This window comes from Herbaspirillum lusitanum P6-12, from assembly GCF_000256565.1.
In the GTDB taxonomy this organism is placed as follows: domain Bacteria; phylum Pseudomonadota; class Gammaproteobacteria; order Burkholderiales; family Burkholderiaceae_D; genus Herbaspirillum; species Herbaspirillum lusitanum.
The window spans coordinates 1-16860 of the sequence record NZ_AJHH01000531.1 but is presented as its reverse complement, the minus strand read 5'-3'; the positions used below and the strand labels follow the sequence as shown (position 1 = coordinate 16860).

Here is a 16860-nt window from a genome sequence, read left to right as displayed (position 1 = left end):
GGATTACGGTGGCGTCGCGGCCGGAGGCCAGGCGCGTTTCATCAAGACCGACGTCTCCCGGAGCGCCGACACGGCGGCGATGCTGGCCGCTGCGCTGGACGCCTTCGGCGGCGTGCATATCGTCGTCAACAACGCCGGCACCACGCATCGCAACCGTCCGATGCTGGAAATCGAGGAAGACGAATTCGAACGCGTCTATGCCATCAACGTGAAGAGCATCTTCCTGAGCGCAAAGACCTTCGTGCCCTACTTCCGCAAGGTCGGCGGCGGCGCCTTCATCAACATCGCCTCGACCGCCGGCATCCGCCCGCGTCCGGGCCTGACCTGGTACAACGGCAGCAAGGGCGCGGTCATCACCACCAGCAAATCGATGGCGGCCGAACTCGGCCCGGACAACATCCGCGTCAACTGCGTCAATCCGGTGATCTCGGCAACCGGCCTGCTGACCGAATTCATGGGCGTGCCCGACACCCCGGAAAATCGCAAGAAGTTCACCGCGACGATTCCGCTGGGCCGCTTCTCGACGCCGGACGACATCGCCAACGCCTGCCTGTACCTGGGTTCGGATGAAGCGTCGTTCATCACCGGCGCTTGCCTGGAAGTGGACGGCGGTCGCTGCGTTTAACCACGCACCAGACCGGCTGTAAGCGTTTTGTCAGCGATGAAACGCTTTCGGTTGAATCGGCAAAATTTGTGTCTATAATCACGCTGCATTAAAAAAGAACCAAAACAAGAACCACGGAAATCAGTACTTAACAAGGCCAGTCCACGAGACTGGCTTTTCATAACAACAAGACTGATCCATTTTTACTATGTATGGAGTGAGACATGTCGTATACCCCAGCACAAGGCGTCGCTGCGTCGCCCGGCACCGATGTATCGTTTGAAGAAGCGACTTTTTCCAAAGTCACATGGCGTCTGCTTCCGCTGCTTTTCCTCTGCTATGTTGCTTCTTACCTGGACCGCGTCAACGTCGGTTTCGCCAAGCTGCAAATGCTGCAGGACCTGAAGTTCAGCGAGACCGTGTACGGCCTCGGCGCCGGTATTTTCTTCATCGGCTATTTCATCTTCGAAGTCCCCAGCAACATCATCCTGCACAAGGTCGGTGCGCGGCTCTGGATCGCGCGCATCATGATCACCTGGGGCATCATTTCGGGCGCCATGATTTTCGTGACGACGCCGGAAATGTTCTACGTCATGCGCTTCCTGCTGGGCGTGGCCGAAGCCGGCTTCTTCCCCGGCGTGATCCTGTACCTGACCTACTGGTATCCGTCGCATCGCCGCGGCAAGATCACGGCGCTGTTCATGACCGGCATCGCCATCTCCGGCGTCATCGGCGGCCCGCTGTCGGGCTGGATCATGCATGCCTTCCCGGGCGTGCACGGCCTGACCGGCTGGCAATGGATGTTCATCATCGAAGCGATCCCATCGCTGGTGCTGGGCGTGGTCGTGATCTTCTACCTGAAGGACCGCATCCGCGACGCCGACTGGCTGAGCGAAGATGAAAAGCGCCTGCTGGAATCGCAGATCGCACAGGAACAGTCCGAGAAGGCGGAAGTCTCGCTGGGCCAGATGTTCGCCGACGGCAAGGTGTGGCTGAGCGCGATCATTTACTTCTGCTTCGTGATGGGCCTGTACGGCGTGAGCTTCTGGCTGCCGACCATCATCAAGACCACCGGCGTCACGGATCCGCTGAACATCGGCTTGCTGACCGCGATTCCTTACGCTGTCGCCGCCGTTGCGATGATCATGATCGGCCGCAGCGCCGACCAGCATCGCGAGCGCCGCTGGCACGTTGCGATCCCGGCGTTCCTGGGTTGCGTCGGCCTGCTGTTCAGCACCGTGTACGACCACAACACGTTGCTGGCGATGGCGTCGCTGACATTGGCCGCGGTCGGCATCCTGACCACCCTGCCCTTGTTCTGGAGCCTGCCGACGGCGTTCCTGAGCGGCGCTGCTGCGGCTGCCGGTATCGCGCTGATCAACTCGCTGGGCAACCTGGCCGGTTTCGTCAGCCCATACCTGGTCGGCTGGTTGAAAGACGCCACCCAAAGCACCAACACCGGCATGTACGTGCTGGCGGCGTCATTGCTGCTGGGCGGACTGCTGACGCTGGCGGTGCCGGCCAAGCTGGTCAACAAGTAATTGTTTTTCTGCGCCCGGCGTTCGTCCGGGCGCAGCTTCTCCTCGCCCTTTCTTCCGCACCACTAGCGTATCGCCGGTACGGCTTCCAGCCAGAAGCGCAACTGAGCCGAACGAATCTCTCCCTTGTCGCCGAAATATTTACTCTGCCATTCGTCCGGCGTCGTGCTCAGCATGGTGTCGGCGGCTTTCTGGCCGTTCTGCTGCACCATCCAGCGCCATGAAAAGTGATCATAGATATCCAGCACATGGGTCGCATAAGCCTGCGCCAGCGCTTGCTGCCCTTTGAAGATGGCCAGGTTGTCATCGTTGTCATACGAGGCCTTGTAGCCAAGGTTGTGACTGCCGGTCACCACTACACAATCGTCGGAGAACGGATCGATGACGACAATCTTGTCGTGCGTGACGGCGAAACCGGCTGAGAGAATTTCCTTTTGCCAACCGCTGGGAACGACGGAGGTCAAGGCCTTGGCGGAAATCACGCGCGGATCCTGTTTGCCCGGCGGATCCTCCTTCATGCGCTTGGGCGGCTCGACGCCCTGCAACTCGTACAGGAAGCCCGCCGCCGTGGATGGATTGGTCACGCAGCCGCGCACGAACAGCTTGTCGTTGGCCTTCTGCGCTTCCGCCACCCAATTGACGATGCTGGGCGTGCCCGGATAAAACGCCAGGAACAGCACCGCATGCCGCGCATCGGCGATCAATGCCGCCACTTCTTCCATGTCGGGAGGACGTACCTCGCCGGCGCGTGTGCGACCGCGCGGTTTGGGCGTGTTGGGTGAAAACCAGCTGGTGACGGTGGAGCCGTCGGCTTGTTTGATCAGCCTGGATTTGGCGTTCCAGGTCCGCAACTTCGTTCCTTGCAGGGATTTGGCCGTACCGCCTGCAGCATCGGTATCGGCGGCCAGCTGATGCCAATAGTCGAAATAGCATTTTGCCAGCGCTGCGTCATCGGAGGCGATGGTGTTGTTGGTCTGCGTGCAGAGTCCGGTCGAGGTCCAATTGGTGGAACCGAACAAGACCGCTTGCGGTTTGCCCTTGGCATCCACGTACACCAGGAATTTGTTATGGGCGATGTGGTTGTCAGGCGCCATGCGGTCAATCAGCTCGCCGGCTGTCGCGCGTAGCCGCTTGCGCGACGCATCGTTGCCATCCGTGATGCCGCTGGCACTTTGCTGGTCGCTGGCCTTGGGATTGGAAAGGATCAGGTGCAGCTTCTTGCCGACCTTCTCCAGGGCCGAGATCAGTTCGTCGTCGCCCAGTTCGTACAAGGCCGCATACAGCGTGCCGCCCTTACCCGCTCGCGCGACGAAATCGAGCAAGGCGGCAATCATGTCGCCGGCCAGGCTCTTGCGCATGGCGTTGCCGGGCACGGTCACCATGCTCAGCAGGCTTTCCTTGTCGGGATGGCCGTCCATGGCGCGCGATACCCGTTGCGTCGAGATCAGCCCGCGATTGAAATACGCCTGCAGACCCGGCCCCACCTGCGGGCTCAGAGTGACTTCATTGGAGATGGCGAAACCGACGCGCATGGGCGTCAGTTTTCCCGGCTTGCCTTCCAGCGGCACGATCCTGTAGCGGAAGGTCCGGTTGCCCTTGCCAGCGATCAGACGCGCGTAAGGATCTTTCCAATAGAATTTCTGAATCGGGAATTGCGCCGTGGTCTGTGCCGGAAGACGCCGAGTACCGGGAAACACGGCCATCGATGGCAACGGCGTCTCCTTTCCTGCGGCGTCGATGCGGTACACCGCGAAGCCCATGCAGCCGGGCAGTTTGCGGCCGTAGCTCCATGCAATCAAGACAACATCGTTGTCGGCAAACGCTACCGCATTTTGCATACCAGTCTCCATCCGGTTGTCGGACACCTGCAACGCTTCTCAGCAACAAACAGCTGTACTGCAAAGTAGCGCCGCGATGTGACCGGACAATGACCGGATGACTGACGAGAGCCTAGCGCGCCAGCCGGCGCCAGATCGTATCCAGCATATTGTTCAGTTCGGCGCCCTGCGCCTGGATCGCGCCCATGCCGTACTCCTTGCGCCGCACGCCCGCATCGAACAGCTCAAGCGCCCACACGGCATCCGTGGTGCGTTGAAGCGGCAAGGCCTCGGGCAGGCTCCAGACCGCATTCATCAGCGGCACGATGAGCGCCAGGTCGTCTTCGCTCAGCTGCACCGTGCGGCTTTGCACCAGCGCCGGCTTTTCGGCCGGACTTTTCAGTTGGGTGATGAAGCGCGTCATGCTGCGCCGGTCGAGATCGACCGCCGACCAGTAGCCCACCGGCGTACCGAATGCGCCCTGCGAAATGACCACGCCGCGTACAGGCGTCATCTCGGCGGGTACGGTGACCGCGCACTCGCCGCAGACGTGCGCCTTGACCGGGGCGTAGCCCGGGACTTCGGCGCAGGCATTGCCTGCCAGGCAGGCAAGCAACAGGACGTGACTACGGATGCGGCGGGACAATGTGCTCATGATGGACGACTCGCGGTGAAGGTTTGGCGGGATGGTCTCACATCCTCCGAAGAAATGCCGGACGTAGTGCGCCCTGAACTCCAGCCCAAACTGCAGCCTCATCCGATGGCCTGTCCGCTTCTCTGTCAAAATGGCGAATTCTTTTGTGCTGGCCCAAGTTCATGAACGCACCCCTCACCCCGTCCGGCGATATCGATCCCGCCGCGCTGCCTTTTGCCAATGCCTTCGCGGAATTGCCGCCGGCATTTTTCACGCGCCTGCAACCGACGCCGTTGCCGCAACCTTATCTGGTAGGCGTCAGCGCCGACGCCGCCGCGCTGATCGGCATCGATCCGGCGACGGCCGCCAGCGAAGGATTCATTGACGTCTTCACCGGCAATGTCATCGCGCAGCACTCCAAACCTTTGGCGGCCGTGTATTCCGGCCACCAGTTCGGCGTATGGGCCGGGCAACTTGGCGATGGCCGCGCGATCCTGCTGGGCGACTTGCCGGCACGCGACGGCGGCCGCATGGAGATCCAGCTCAAGGGCGCCGGCCAGACGCCATACTCGCGCATGGGCGACGGCCGCGCCGTGCTGCGTTCGTCGATCCGCGAATTCCTGTGTTCCGAAGCCATGGCCGGGCTTGGCATCCCGACCACGCGCGCGCTGTGCGTGACCGGATCGGATCTGCAAGTCCGGCGCGAGACGCTGGAAACCACGGCGGTGGTCACGCGCATGTCGCCCAGCTTCATCCGCTTCGGCTCGTTCGAGCACTGGTATTACAACAAACGCCACGATGAACTGAAACTGCTGGCCGACAACGTTATCGCCAATTTCTATCCCGAATTGCTCGACGCCGACAATCCCTACCGCGCACTGCTGGCTGAAGTCACGCGCCGCACGGCGCACCTGATGGCGCAGTGGCAGGCGGTCGGCTTCATGCACGGCGTGATGAACACCGACAACATGTCCATCCTCGGCCTGACGCTGGACTACGGCCCCTTCGGTTTCATGGAAGCCTTCGATGCGCGCCACATCTGCAACCACACCGACCAGCAGGGGCGCTATTCGTACCAGATGCAGCCGCGCATCGGCCAGTGGAACTGCTTCGCGCTCGGCCAGGCGCTGTTGCCGCTGATCGGCAGCGTGGAAGATACCGAAGCCGCGCTGGGGCAATACGAAGCCGAGTTCGCCGCGAAGAACGATGACTTGCTGCACGCCAAACTCGGCCTGGCGACACGTCAGGCCGACGACGACAAATTGTTCGAGTCCATGTTCGCCATCCTGCAGGCCGGCCACGTCGATTTCACCTTGTTCTTCCGCCGCCTGAGCGATTTGCGCGCCGGGGACAATGGCGGCGATGAAGCATTGCGCGATCTGTTCATCGAAAGACCTTCTTTCGATGCCTGGGCCGGGCAATACCGCGCCCGCCTGCAACAGGAAAACAGCGTCGATGCCGCCAGGAAACTTGCAATGGACGCAAGCAACCCCAAATACGTGCTACGGAATTATCTGGCGCAAGTCGCCATCGACAAGGCGCAGAACAAGGACTTCTCGGAAGTCGCCAAGCTGCAGGAAATCCTGCGCCGGCCTTTCGACGAACAGCCGGAACACGACAAGTACGCCGACCTGCCGCCGGACTGGGCCAGCCATCTGGAAGTCAGCTGCTCTTCGTGAACGTAAGATCGTCCGGCCTGGTCCGACCAAGTCATATCCAACCCATTTTTCCATCTTGCCAAGGAGCCACCCCATGACTGCCAAAGTTCAAAAAACCGATGCCGAATGGCGCGCCCAACTGGACGCCATGGAATACCAGGTGACCCGCCATGCCGCCACCGAGCGCGCATTCACCGGTAAATTCTGGGACCATCACGAAGCCGGCATTTACACCTGCGTCTGCTGCAATACGCCCTTGTTCGCCTCCGACACCAAGTTCGATTCGGGTTGCGGATGGCCCAGCTATTTCAAGGCGCTCGATCCGGCCAACGTGCGCGAGATCGTCGACAAGAGCCATGGCATGATCCGCACCGAAATCGTGTGCAACGTCTGCGACGCGCACCTCGGCCACGTGTTCCCCGACGGCCCGCCGCCGACCGGCTTGCGCTACTGCATCAATTCGGCTTCGTTGCGCTTTGATCCGGCCACCTGATAAGCTGCGGGTCTGTACCGTCCTGCGCTCTCCGCTCTCCACCTTTTAAAAAGACCCAAGCAAATGAAGTTCTTGTTCGACCTCTTTCCCGTCATCCTCTTTTTCGGCGTATTCAAATGGGGTGAAGGCCATGCCGACGCCGCCCAGGGCCTGGTGTCGCAATACCTGTCGGGCGTGATGTCCGGCGGTGCGGTCACGGCCACGCTGGCGCCGATCCTGCTCGCCACGGCGGTCGCCATCGTCGCCTCGCTGGCGCAGATCGGTTATCTGCTGGCGCGCCGCAAGAAAGTCGACGGCATGCTGTGGGTCTCCTTGGCCATCATCGTGGTGTTTGGCGGCGCCACCATCTACTTCCGCGACGATACCTTCATCAAGTGGAAGCCGACCATTTTGTACTGGTGCTTCGCCGTCGCCTTGTTGGCCAGCCAACTTTTCTTCAAGAAAAATCTGATCCGCACGATGATGGAAAAACAAGTGTCCCTGCCCGAACCGGTATGGAGCAAACTGAACCTGGCATGGTCGGTGTTCTTCGTTGCGATGGGCCTGCTCAACTTGTATGTGGCGTTCAACTACACGCTCGACGTCTGGGTCAACTTCAAGATGTTCGGCACGATGGGCCTGATGTTCGCTTTCATCATCGCGCAGAGCCTGTTTCTGTCGAAATACATGAAGGACGCCGAATGAGCGCACGACCGGATATCATCCGCGAACGGCTGCTCGCCGCATTCACGCCGAGCGAGTGTCTGGTGGAAGACGAATCGGCCCTGCATGCCGGCCATGCGGGCGCTGCGTCGGGTGGCGGGCACTATCGCGTACGCCTGATTTCAGCCGCTTTTGAGGGGAAAAATCGTTTAATTCGGCATCGGCTGGTGTATGATTGCCTGGCTGACATGATGCACAAGGATATACACGCACTGGCCATCACGGCTATCGCCCCATCAGAAATAGCGAACTAACAAGACTATCCCCCCTCTTATCTCTCATACTTCCCGGCTTGTTAGCTATTAGTTACCTTATTACCTCCATTTTTTAGGATTCGATAATGACATTCAAACCTGCTCGTTTGCTGGTGCTGCTGTTTGCAGCCGCTGCTCTGCCAGTCATGGCGCAAAACCTCGCCGTCGTAAACGGCAAGTCCATCCCGTCGTCGCGCGCCGACGTCATGGTCAAGCAAATGACGGCACAAGGTCAGCCTGACAGCCCGCAACTGCGCGGCGCCGTCAAGGAAGAGCTGATCAACCGCGAAATCCTGATGCAGGAAGCCGACAAGCAAGGCCTGAGCAACAACGCCGACGTCAAGAACCAGCTCGAACTGGCGCGCCAGGGCATCGTCATCCGCGCCCTGATCGGCGACTACCTGAAGAAGCACCCGGTTGCTGACGCCGACATCAAGGCTGAGTACGACAAGTTCAAGGCGCAAGCCGGCGACAAGGAATACCACGCTCGCCACATCCTGGTCGACAAGGAAGAAGACGCCAAGGCAATCATCGCCAAGCTGAAGGCCGGCACCAAGTTTGAAGACCTGGCCAAGCAATCGAAGGACACCGGTTCCGCAGCCAACGGCGGCGATCTGGACTGGGCCACGCCTGCTTCGTTCGTGAAGCCGTTCTCCGATGCCATGGTTGCACTGAAGAAGGGTGACATCACCGAAACACCGGTGAAAACCCAATTCGGCTATCACGTGATCAAGCTGGAAGACACCCGTCCGGCCAAGGTCCCGACCCTGGAAGAAGTGAAGCCGCAAATCGCTGAAGCGCTGCAACAGAAGAAGCTGCAGGCTTATCAGGAAGAACTGCGCAAGAAAGCCAAAGTTCAGTAAAAGGTTCAGTAAGACTCAGTAGTACCCCCGTATCATCTCGCGGCACGCACAAGCGTTCCGCGAATCTAAAAAACGCCCTGCCGGAAACGGTTTGGGCGTTTTTTTAATTTTACGGCCTTGTTTTTTGATTTCTACAAAAAATGATGCCTCATGCGTAAAAAACCAAAAAAATTTAGCTTTCGTGCGTGAAACGCGCATTTCAGTCAATAAGGATGAGGAAATTATTTACGCATTTACCGAAAAACGACAAAAATCGCCATTGCCGCCGATTTCCTTTTTCAGTCGAAAAACGTCCTGATATTCTTGCGCCTTGCCCTATCGGGCGACGCCGCGCACCAACATTCAAAAGCAAGCGCGACGATGAACGGCAGGAGGCAGGCCGGTACACGATACCGTCATGCGCCCTGTCATCCATGACAAATGCAAGTTCAGGAGATATAGATGAAAAAAACTTACCTGGCCCTGGCTATCGCAGGTCTGACCTGCACCAGCGCGTTCGCACAGTCCAACGTCACCATCTACGGTATCGTCGACACCAGCATCCACTACCTCAGCAACGCCAATGCCCAAGGCAACGGCAACGTCCGTGTGGATAACGGCGCGATCGCCAACAGCCGTATCGGCTTCAAGGGTACCGAAGATCTGGGCGGCGGCCTGAAAGCCATGTTCCAGCTGGAAAACGGCTTCAGCAGCGATAACGGCGCGATGCTGCAAGGCGGCTCACTGTTCGGTCGTCAATCGTGGGTTGGCCTGCAAGGCGGTTTGGGCAAGATCCGTGTGGGTCGTCAGAACACCCCGCTGTTCGATCTGCTGGCCGATCATTTCGATCCGCTGACCGTCGGCAACTATGCAAGCAACTCCTGGCTGCCGGCCGCCGGCACCTTGATTCGCACCCCCAACATGCTGCGCTATGACAACGACTTCGGTCCGCTGTCGGCTTCTGTCAGTTGGGCCTTCGGCGAACAGGCCGGTTCGCTGCGCACGGGCAGCCAGTTCAGCAGCGCCCTGCGCTATACCGTCGGCGGCTTCGCGATCGGCGGCGGCTACCAGCAAACCGTGAGCGCCAGCAATTCCAGCTACAAGGACAAGGTCTGGAACCTGTCGGCGTCCTATGACTTCGGCCCAGCCAAGGTGTTCGGCGGCTGGTTCAACATCAAGGATCAAACCGGCCTGACCGGCGCCTACATGGCTGCCGACAGCGATATCAGCACCGGCTGGACCACCGCCACCACTGTCCCAGCGACTCCAGGCAACCAGCGCAAGGACAATGGCTTCTTCCTGGGCAGCAGCTACAAGGCCACCAGCGCCCTGACCCTGACGGGCGCGTTCTACTACGACAAGAGCAAGAACGTGTCGTACACCACCTTGGGCAATGTTGGCGACGGCAAGCGTTACGCCGTGGTCGGTTGGGCCGACTATGCGCTGTCCAAGCGTACCCAGCTGTACACCACGATCGACTACAACAAGGCCAGGGACGCGGCCGTGTATGAACTGACCAACTCGGCATCGGGCAAGAACAGCCTGACCACCGTCGGCGTGGGCATCCGTCACATCTTCTGATCTGCCTGAATGAGGCGCGCTCTTCCGGGAGCGTGTCTCTGCTGTTAAGGCATTCAGAAACAAAAAACGCAGTTCCTATTCGGAACTGCGTTTTTTTTCGCATGAATGCATGAATGTTTGCCGCGATGATCGCCCGGCGAACCGGGCAAGCATCGCACCACGCAAGCTACCGGCGCAGGATCAACCCACCCACTTGCGGGCATTACGGAACATGCGCATCCATGGCGAATCCTCGCCCCACGCATCCGGATGCCACGACTGCGTCACCGTGCGGAACACCCGCTCGGCATGCGGCATCAGCACGTTGAAACGGCCGTCCGGCGTGGTCACCGAGGTAATGCCTTGCGGCGAGCCGTTCGGATTGTACGGATAGGATTCGGTCACTGCGCCCTTGTTGTCGACGAAACGCATCGCCACCAACGCCTTGTTGACGTCGCCGGTCAGCGAGAAGTCGGCAAATCCCTCGCCGTGCGCAACCGCGATGGGCGTTTGCGTGCCGGCCATGCCTTGCAGGAAGATCGACGGCGACTCCTGCACTTCCTAACTAGTTCCTTTCGGAACTGCGCTTTTTTATTGCCTTCGATTTTTTGCAGCCGGGGCTGTCAGCCTACGTCAGCCCACCCACTTGCGCGCATTGCGGAACATGCGCATCCATGGCGAATCCTCGCCCCACGCATCCGGATGCCACGACTGCGTCACCGTGCGGAACACCCGCTCGGCATGCGGCATCAGCACGTTGAAACGGCCGTCCGGCGTGGTCACCGAGGTAATGCCTTGCGGCGAGCCGTTCGGATTGTACGGATAGGATTCGGTCACTGCGCCCTTGTTGTCGACGAAACGCATCGCCACCAACGCCTTGTTGACGTCGCCGGTCAGCGAGAAGTCGGCAAATCCCTCGCCGTGCGCAACCGCGATGGGCGTTTGCGTGCCGGCCATGCCTTGCAGGAAGATCGACGGCGACTCCTGCACTTCCACCATCGCGCGCTTCGAATTGTTCCGACTTGTTGCGGGTGAACTTCGGCCAGTCTTGCGCGCCCGGGATGATGGACTTCAGGTTGCTCATCATCTGGCAGCCGTTGCAGATGCCCAGCGAGAAGGTGTCCTGGCGCTGGAAGAATTGCGAGAACTGCTCGGCCAGTTGGGCGTTGAACAGAATGGTCTTGGCCCAGCCTTCGCCCGCACCGAGCACGTCGCCGTAGGAGAAACCACCGACCGCGATCAGGCCCTTGAAAGCATCCAGTTTTGCGCGACCGGCGATCAGGTCGCTCATGTGCACGTCGACCGATTCAAAGCCGGACTTGTGCATCACGTAGGCGGTTTCGATATGCGAATTGACGCCCTGCTCGCGCAGGATCGCCACGCGCGGACGCGCGCCGATGTTGAGGAACGGCGCCGCGATGTCTTCCTGCGGGTCGAAGGTCAGCTTCGGGGTGATGCCGGGATCGGCTGCGTCCAGCAGACGCTCGTATTCGGCATCGGCACAGGCCGGATTGTCGCGCAGGCGCGCGATGCGCCAGCTGGTTTCGCTCCACAGGCGATGCAGCGCGCTGCGCGGCTGGCTGTAGATGTTCTTGGCGTCACGCATGAATTCGATCACGTCGCGGTTGTTCGGCTTGCCGATGATGTGGCTGCAGGCGCCCAGGTTGAAGGCGCGCAGCACGTTCATGACTTCCGACTTCTGCTCGGCGCGCACCTGGATCACGGCGCCCAGTTCTTCGTTGAACAGCGCGCGCAAGGTCAGCTCGTTGCGACGTTCGCCGACCTGCGACGTCCAGTTCTTGGAGTCGCCCCAGTCCGCAGCATGTTCGCTCTCCATGGCCAGGATGTCGAGGTTGATCGACAGGCCGCTGCGGCCGGCGAAGGCCATTTCCGTCAGCGTGGCGAACAGGCCGCCGTCCGAACGGTCATGGTAGGCCAGCAATTGACCTTCTTTGTTCAGTTGCTGGATCGCGGCGAAGAAGCCCTTGAGGTCTTCGGCGCTGTCGACGTCCGGCGTTTCATTGCCGATCTGCTGCATGACCTGCGTCAGCGCCGAGGCGCCCATGCGGTTCTTGCCGCGGCCGAGGTCGATGGCGATCAGCACGGTGTCGCCCAGGTCGGTGCGGATCTGCGGCGTCAGCGTGCGACGCACATCCTGCACCGGCGCGAACGACGACACGATCAGCGACACCGGCGACGTCACGGACTTGGCGGCGCCGTCGTCCTTCCAGGTAGTGCGCATCGACAGCGAATCCTTGCCGACCGGGATCGACACGCCCAGCGCCGGGCACAATTCCATGCCGATGGCCTTGACGGTGTCGAACAGTGCGGCGTCCTGGCCGGGCTGGCCGCAGGCCGCCATCCAGTTGGCCGACAGCTTGATGTCGGAAATCTTTTCAATTGCCGCAGCGGCGATGTTGGTGATCGCTTCGCCCACGGCCATGCGGCCGGATGCAGCGGCGTTGATCACCGCCAGCGGCGTGCGCTCGCCCATCGCCATCGCTTCGCCCAGATAGCCTTCCAGGCTCATGGCGGTGACGGCGCAGTCAGCAACAGGAACCTGCCATGGACCGACCATCTGGTCGCGCACGGTCATGGCGCCGACGCTGCGGTCGCCGATGGTGATCAGGAAGGATTTGTCGGCCACGGTCGGCAGACGCAGCACGCGGTGCGAGACTTCGACCAGGTCCATGCCGGTCAGATCGACCGGCGGCAATTCCACGGCAACGTGCTGGACGTCGCGATGCATCTTGGGCGGCTTGCCCAGCAACACATCCATCGGCATGTCGACCGGATTGTTGTTCTGTTCGGGGTCGACCAGCTTGAGCTGGCGCTCTTCCGTCGCGGTGCCGACCACGGCGAACAGGCAACGCTCGCGCTCGCACAGGTAGCGGAACAGCGGTAGTTGCTCGGGCGCGATCGCCAGCACATAGCGTTCCTGGGATTCGTTGCTCCAGATTTCTTTCGGCGCCAGGCCGCTCTCTTCCAGCGGAATCTTGCGCAGGTCGAAAATCGCACCGCGCTTGGCGTCGTTGGTGATTTCCGGGAAAGCATTCGACAGGCCGCCGGCGCCGACGTCATGGATCGACAGGATGGGATTGTCGTCGCCCATGGTCCAGCAGGCATTGATGACTTCCTGCGCACGGCGTTCCATTTCGGGATTGCCGCGTTGCACCGAGTCGAAGTCCAGATCGGCGGTATTGGCGCCGGTCGCCATCGACGACGCGGCGCTGCCGCCCATGCCGATGCGCATGCCGGGACCGCCCAGCTGGATCAGCAGGCTGCCGACCGGCAGGTCGTTTTTCCTGGTGTGCTTGGCGTTGATGCTGCCGATGCCGCCGGCGATCATGATGGGCTTGTGATAGCCCTGCACGTTGCCGCCGACGTTTTGTTCATAGGTGCGGAAGTAGCCGCCCAGATTGGGACGGCCGAATTCGTTGTTGAACGCCGCGCCGCCGAGCGGACCATCGATCATGATTTGCAGCGGCGAAGCGATGCGATCTGGCTTGCCGTAGATGCCGCCCTGGGCGTGGGCGTCGCGCTCGGCGACCGGCTGGGCCACGTCGCGGGCGTTTTCCCAAGGTTGCACGGCGTGGGTGACCATCAGGTTGGAGACGGTAAAGCCGGTCAGGCCGGCCTTGGGCTTGGAGCCGCGGCCGGTCGCACCTTCGTCGCGGATCTCGCCGCCGGCGCCGGTGGAAGCGCCCGGGAACGGGGAAATGGCGGTCGGGTGGTTGTGCGTCTCGACCTTCATCAGGATGTGGGTCAGTTCGTCCGATGCTTCGTAGACGTTGCCCTTGGCCGCGCCGCGCTGGTAGAAGCGCGAAATTGTTGCGCCTTCGATGACCGAGGAATTGTCGCTGTACGCGACCACGGTGCCTTCGGGATGCAGCTCGTGCGTGTTGCGGATCATGCCGAACAGCGACTTGCTTTGCTTCTCGCCGTCGATGGTCCAGTCGGCGTTGAAAATCTTGTGGCGGCAGTGTTCGCTGTTGGCCTGCGCGAACATCATCAGTTCGACGTCGGTCGGATTGCGCTGGGCGCGGGTGAAGGCCTCGACCAGGTAGTCGATCTCATCGTCGGACAGCGCCAGGCCGAGTTCGGTGTTGGCGCGTTCCAGCGCGGACTTGCCGCCGGCCAGCAGGTCGATGAATTCCAGCGGCTTGGCTTGCAGCTCGCTGAACAGGCCGGCCGCTTCCTGCGGCGTGCGCAGGACCATGTCGGTCATGCGGTCGTGCAGCAGCGCGGCGACTGCCGCGACGCTGGCCTCGCCGAGCTTCTTGGCGCCGCCCAGCAGGCCGCTCTTGACCTGCACGTGATAGGCGATGCCGCGCTCGATGCGATGGATGTTGGCCATGCCGCAGTTGCGGGCGATGTCGGTGGCCTTGCTGGCCCACGGCGAAATCGTCCCGAAGCGCGGGATCACCACGAATTCGTCACCTTCGGCCGCGCCGCTGAACGGCTCGCCGTAGGTCAGCAAACCGTCGAGGCGGTCCTGGTCTTGCTGCGACAATTCACCGACGGCGTCGATGAAATGGATGAAGCGTCCGGTCACGCCCGTAATGGCGGCGTCGACAGCTTGCAGTTGGGACAGGAGACGTTGGGTGCGGAAGGCGGAAAGGGCATTGGAGCCCGGCAGAATCAGCATGGCAGGAAGTCAGGATTTGGCGGTGGAATCGAGTCGTATCTGAGTCCCGTGGTGCAGCGTTTGCACTGGGAAATACGAAAAGCAGCATTATACCTTGCCCACCCTGTTCCAGCCCATGAAAACCGCCATTCCGGCAGGAAAGCAATCCGGAATGGCAGCATCATGCGATCAAAAGCTTAAAAGTCTTTCAACACGATCTTGCCGATCACGCGCCCGCCTTCCAGGTCGGCATGCGCCTGGCGCAGGTTGGCGGCATTGATCGGCGACAACACCTTGCTGAGCGTGGTGCGGAGCACGCCCCGGTCGATCAGGGCGGCGATTTCATTGAGCAACTTGCCCTGCTCGCCCATGTCCGGGGTCTGGAACATCGACCGCGTGAACATGAATTCCCACACGAAACCGGCGCTCTTGGCTTTCAGCAACGACACATCCAGCGGCGCGCTGTTCTCGACGATGGTGGCGATCGTGCCTTGCGGTGCAATGACCTGCGCCGCCGCCGGGAAATGCTTGTCGGTGTCGTTCAGGATCAGCACGTGGTCGACCTGCTCGAAACCGATGCCCTTGAGCTGGGCCGGGATGTCGCCGAAATGGTTGATCACCTGCTGCGCGCCCAGTTCGCGCACCCATTTTTCCGATTCCGGACGCGAGGCCGTGGCGATCACGTTCAGGCCGGCCACCTTGGCCGCGAGCTGGATCGCGATCGAACCGACGCCGCCGGCGCCGCCGATGATGAGGATGCTGGGCGCCTTGCCGGAAGCGGCTTCGGCCTTGCGAGGAACGCGCAGGCGCTCGAACAAGGCTTCCCAGGCCGTGATGGCGGTCAGCGGCAGGGCCGCAGCCTGTTCCACCGACAACGATGCCGGCGCGTGGCCGACGATGCGTTCGTCAACCAGCTGGAACTCGCTGTTGCTGCCCGGACGCGTGATGTCGCCGGCGTAGAACACCTGGTCGCCGACCTTGAAGCCGGTGACGTCGGCGCCGATCGCCTCAACCACGCCGGCGGCGTCCCAGCCGAGTACCCGCGGCGTGTCTTCGACCTTGTCCTTGGGTGCGCGCACCTTGGTGTCGACCGGATTGACGGCAATTGCCTTGACCGCCACCAGCAGGTCGCGGCCTTGCGGCGCCGGGCGCGGCAAGTCGACGTCGAGCAGGGATTCGGGATTGGCAATGGGCAGGTAACGCTTCAGGGCGACGGCTTTCATGGTGTTTCTCCTTTATCAAGCACCCGGCAATGTCCGGGAGATGAGGCATTATCACAGCATCGTAAAAACAGATAAATAGACTTAAAATTGAATTACTTACAAATTTAACGCGGCAAAAAAAAAACCCGCGCACCTTGGTGTCGACCGGATTGACGGCAATTGCCTTGACCGCCACCAGCAGGTCGCGGCCTTGCGGCGCCGGGCGCGGCAAGTCGACGTCGAGCAGGGATTCGGGATTGGCAATGGGCAGGTAACGCTTCAGGGCGACGGCTTTCATGGTGTTTCTCCTTTATCAAGCACCCGGCAATGTCCGGGAGATGAGGCATTATCACAGCATCGTAAAAACAGATAAATAGACTTAAAATTGAATTACTTACAAATTTAATTCGCGACCACCGACTTGCAATTGCTGATCCATACCGCCGACACCGGCAGCCTGTCGCAGGCCGCGCGCCTCCTCGGCATCCTGCCGGCCACCGCCAGCGCCAGCCTGAAGCGCGTCGAACAGCGCCTCAATACGCGCCTGTTTGCGCGCTCCACGCGCAGCATGCGGCTCACGCCGGAAGGGGAAATTTTCCTGGAATACTGTCGCGACGCACTGGCACTGCTGCAGGAAGGCGAGACCCTGCTCAGTAGCGGCAAGGATGCAATCCAGGGGCATATCCGACTGTCAATGCCGTCCGACATCGGCCGCAACGTGCTGTTCCCGTGGCTTAACGAATTCCAGGCGCTGCATCCGGCGGTCAAGTTCACGATGCAGTTTTCGGACCGGATCGCGGACCTGTTTCGCGACGCCGTCGACGTCGCCATCCGTTCGGGAAAGTTGGCGGACTCGTCGCTGGTCTCGCAGCAACTGGCGACCGGCCGACGCGTGCTGGTGGCATCGCCGGACTACCTCAATCGCCGCG

At 61.0% G+C, this 16860-nt stretch carries 12 protein-coding genes and 3 pseudogenes; 9 read left to right on the top strand and 6 right to left on the bottom strand.

Annotation, left to right across the window (positions count from 1 at the left end; translation table 11 throughout):
* Positions 1–625: SDR family oxidoreductase (locus HLUSI_RS0117635; RefSeq protein ID WP_016835215.1), on the top strand; the 625-nt coding region annotated here is incomplete at its 5' end.
* Positions 626–828: 203 nt separating this feature from the next.
* A complete protein-coding gene (locus HLUSI_RS0117630; RefSeq protein WP_016835214.1) occupies positions 829–2145 on the top strand; it encodes an MFS transporter in 1317 nt (438 codons plus the stop codon).
* Between the two features lie 62 nt (positions 2146–2207).
* On the opposite strand, the gene HLUSI_RS0117625 is transcribed toward HLUSI_RS0117630, so the two are convergent.
* A complete protein-coding gene (locus HLUSI_RS0117625; RefSeq protein ID WP_016835213.1) occupies positions 2208–3980 on the bottom strand; it encodes a phospholipase D-like domain-containing protein in 1773 nt (590 codons plus the stop codon).
* A gap of 112 nt (positions 3981–4092) precedes the next feature.
* Complete coding sequence (locus tag HLUSI_RS0117620) at positions 4093–4614, bottom strand: hypothetical protein (protein ID WP_157137898.1); 522 nt, start codon at positions 4612–4614, stop codon at positions 4093–4095.
* Between the two features lie 161 nt (positions 4615–4775).
* On the opposite strand from HLUSI_RS0117620, the gene HLUSI_RS0117615 reads away from it, so the two are divergent.
* The 6 genes from HLUSI_RS0117615 to HLUSI_RS0117590 all read left to right on the top strand — a co-directional run bounded on the left by HLUSI_RS0117615 (position 4776) and on the right by HLUSI_RS0117590 (position 10123).
* A complete protein-coding gene (locus HLUSI_RS0117615) occupies positions 4776–6272 on the top strand; it encodes a protein adenylyltransferase SelO (protein ID WP_016835211.1) in 1497 nt (498 codons plus the stop codon).
* A 73-nt stretch (positions 6273–6345) separates the two neighbouring features.
* On the top strand, positions 6346–6744 hold the full coding sequence (gene msrB / locus HLUSI_RS0117610; protein ID WP_016835210.1) for a peptide-methionine (R)-S-oxide reductase MsrB: 399 nt from the start codon (positions 6346–6348) through the stop codon (positions 6742–6744).
* A 63-nt stretch (positions 6745–6807) separates the two neighbouring features.
* Positions 6808–7428, top strand: a complete 621-nt coding sequence (locus tag HLUSI_RS0117605) for a septation protein A (RefSeq protein WP_016835209.1) — start codon at positions 6808–6810, stop codon at positions 7426–7428.
* The gene (locus HLUSI_RS0117600) at positions 7425–7700 is read left to right on the top strand and encodes a BolA family protein (protein ID WP_016835208.1); all 276 of its coding nucleotides are present in this window, start codon (positions 7425–7427) and stop codon (positions 7698–7700) included. Before HLUSI_RS0117605 ends, HLUSI_RS0117600 begins: the two co-directional genes overlap by 4 nt.
* Before the next feature lie 86 nt (positions 7701–7786).
* The gene (locus tag HLUSI_RS0117595) at positions 7787–8563 is read left to right on the top strand and encodes a peptidylprolyl isomerase (protein ID WP_029363702.1); all 777 of its coding nucleotides are present in this window, start codon (positions 7787–7789) and stop codon (positions 8561–8563) included.
* A gap of 441 nt (positions 8564–9004) precedes the next feature.
* Complete coding sequence (locus HLUSI_RS0117590; RefSeq protein WP_016835206.1) at positions 9005–10123, top strand: porin; 1119 nt, start codon at positions 9005–9007, stop codon at positions 10121–10123.
* Positions 10124–10303: 180 nt separating this feature from the next.
* Here HLUSI_RS0117590 and HLUSI_RS0117585 read toward each other — a convergent pair.
* The 4 genes and pseudogenes from HLUSI_RS0117585 to HLUSI_RS33705 form a co-directional block, all read right to left on the bottom strand.
* A pseudogene (locus tag HLUSI_RS0117585) lies at positions 10304–10663 on the bottom strand (phosphoribosylformylglycinamidine synthase subunit PurQ); the annotation flags it as partial.
* A 72-nt stretch (positions 10664–10735) separates the two neighbouring features.
* Positions 10736–14750: pseudogene (purL, locus tag HLUSI_RS29320) on the bottom strand (phosphoribosylformylglycinamidine synthase).
* A 176-nt stretch (positions 14751–14926) separates the two neighbouring features.
* Entirely contained in the window at positions 14927–15952 is a 1026-nt protein-coding gene (locus tag HLUSI_RS0117575) for a zinc-binding alcohol dehydrogenase family protein (protein WP_016835205.1), read from the bottom strand.
* Positions 15953–16079: 127 nt separating this feature from the next.
* Positions 16080–16229: pseudogene (locus HLUSI_RS33705) on the bottom strand (zinc-binding alcohol dehydrogenase family protein); the annotation flags it as partial.
* A gap of 123 nt (positions 16230–16352) precedes the next feature.
* Here HLUSI_RS33705 and HLUSI_RS0117570 point away from each other — a divergent pair.
* A partial coding sequence (locus tag HLUSI_RS0117570; protein ID WP_016835204.1) for a LysR family transcriptional regulator occupies positions 16353–16860 on the top strand: 508 nt, incomplete at its 3' end.

Bases quoted from the DNA above. Each gene is read 5' to 3' on its own strand.
- HLUSI_RS0117620 (WP_157137898.1), bottom strand. From the start codon at position 4,614: ATGAGCACATTGTCCCGCCGCATCCGTAGTCACGTCCTGTTGCTTGCC.
- HLUSI_RS0117615 (WP_016835211.1), top strand. From the start codon at position 4,776: ATGAACGCACCCCTCACCCCGTCCGGCGATATCGATCCCGCCGCGCTG.
- HLUSI_RS0117605 (WP_016835209.1), top strand. From the start codon at position 6,808: ATGAAGTTCTTGTTCGACCTCTTTCCCGTCATCCTCTTTTTCGGCGTA.
- HLUSI_RS0117590 (WP_016835206.1), top strand. From the start codon at position 9,005: ATGAAAAAAACTTACCTGGCCCTGGCTATCGCAGGTCTGACCTGCACC.
- HLUSI_RS0117630 (WP_016835214.1), top strand. From the start codon at position 829: ATGTCGTATACCCCAGCACAAGGCGTCGCTGCGTCGCCCGGCACCGAT.
- msrB (WP_016835210.1), top strand. From the start codon at position 6,346: ATGACTGCCAAAGTTCAAAAAACCGATGCCGAATGGCGCGCCCAACTG.
- HLUSI_RS0117595 (WP_029363702.1), top strand. From the start codon at position 7,787: ATGACATTCAAACCTGCTCGTTTGCTGGTGCTGCTGTTTGCAGCCGCT.
- HLUSI_RS0117600 (WP_016835208.1), top strand. From the start codon at position 7,425: ATGAGCGCACGACCGGATATCATCCGCGAACGGCTGCTCGCCGCATTC.
- HLUSI_RS0117625 (WP_016835213.1), bottom strand. From the start codon at position 3,980: ATGCAAAATGCGGTAGCGTTTGCCGACAACGATGTTGTCTTGATTGCA.
- HLUSI_RS0117575 (WP_016835205.1), bottom strand. From the start codon at position 15,952: ATGAAAGCCGTCGCCCTGAAGCGTTACCTGCCCATTGCCAATCCCGAA.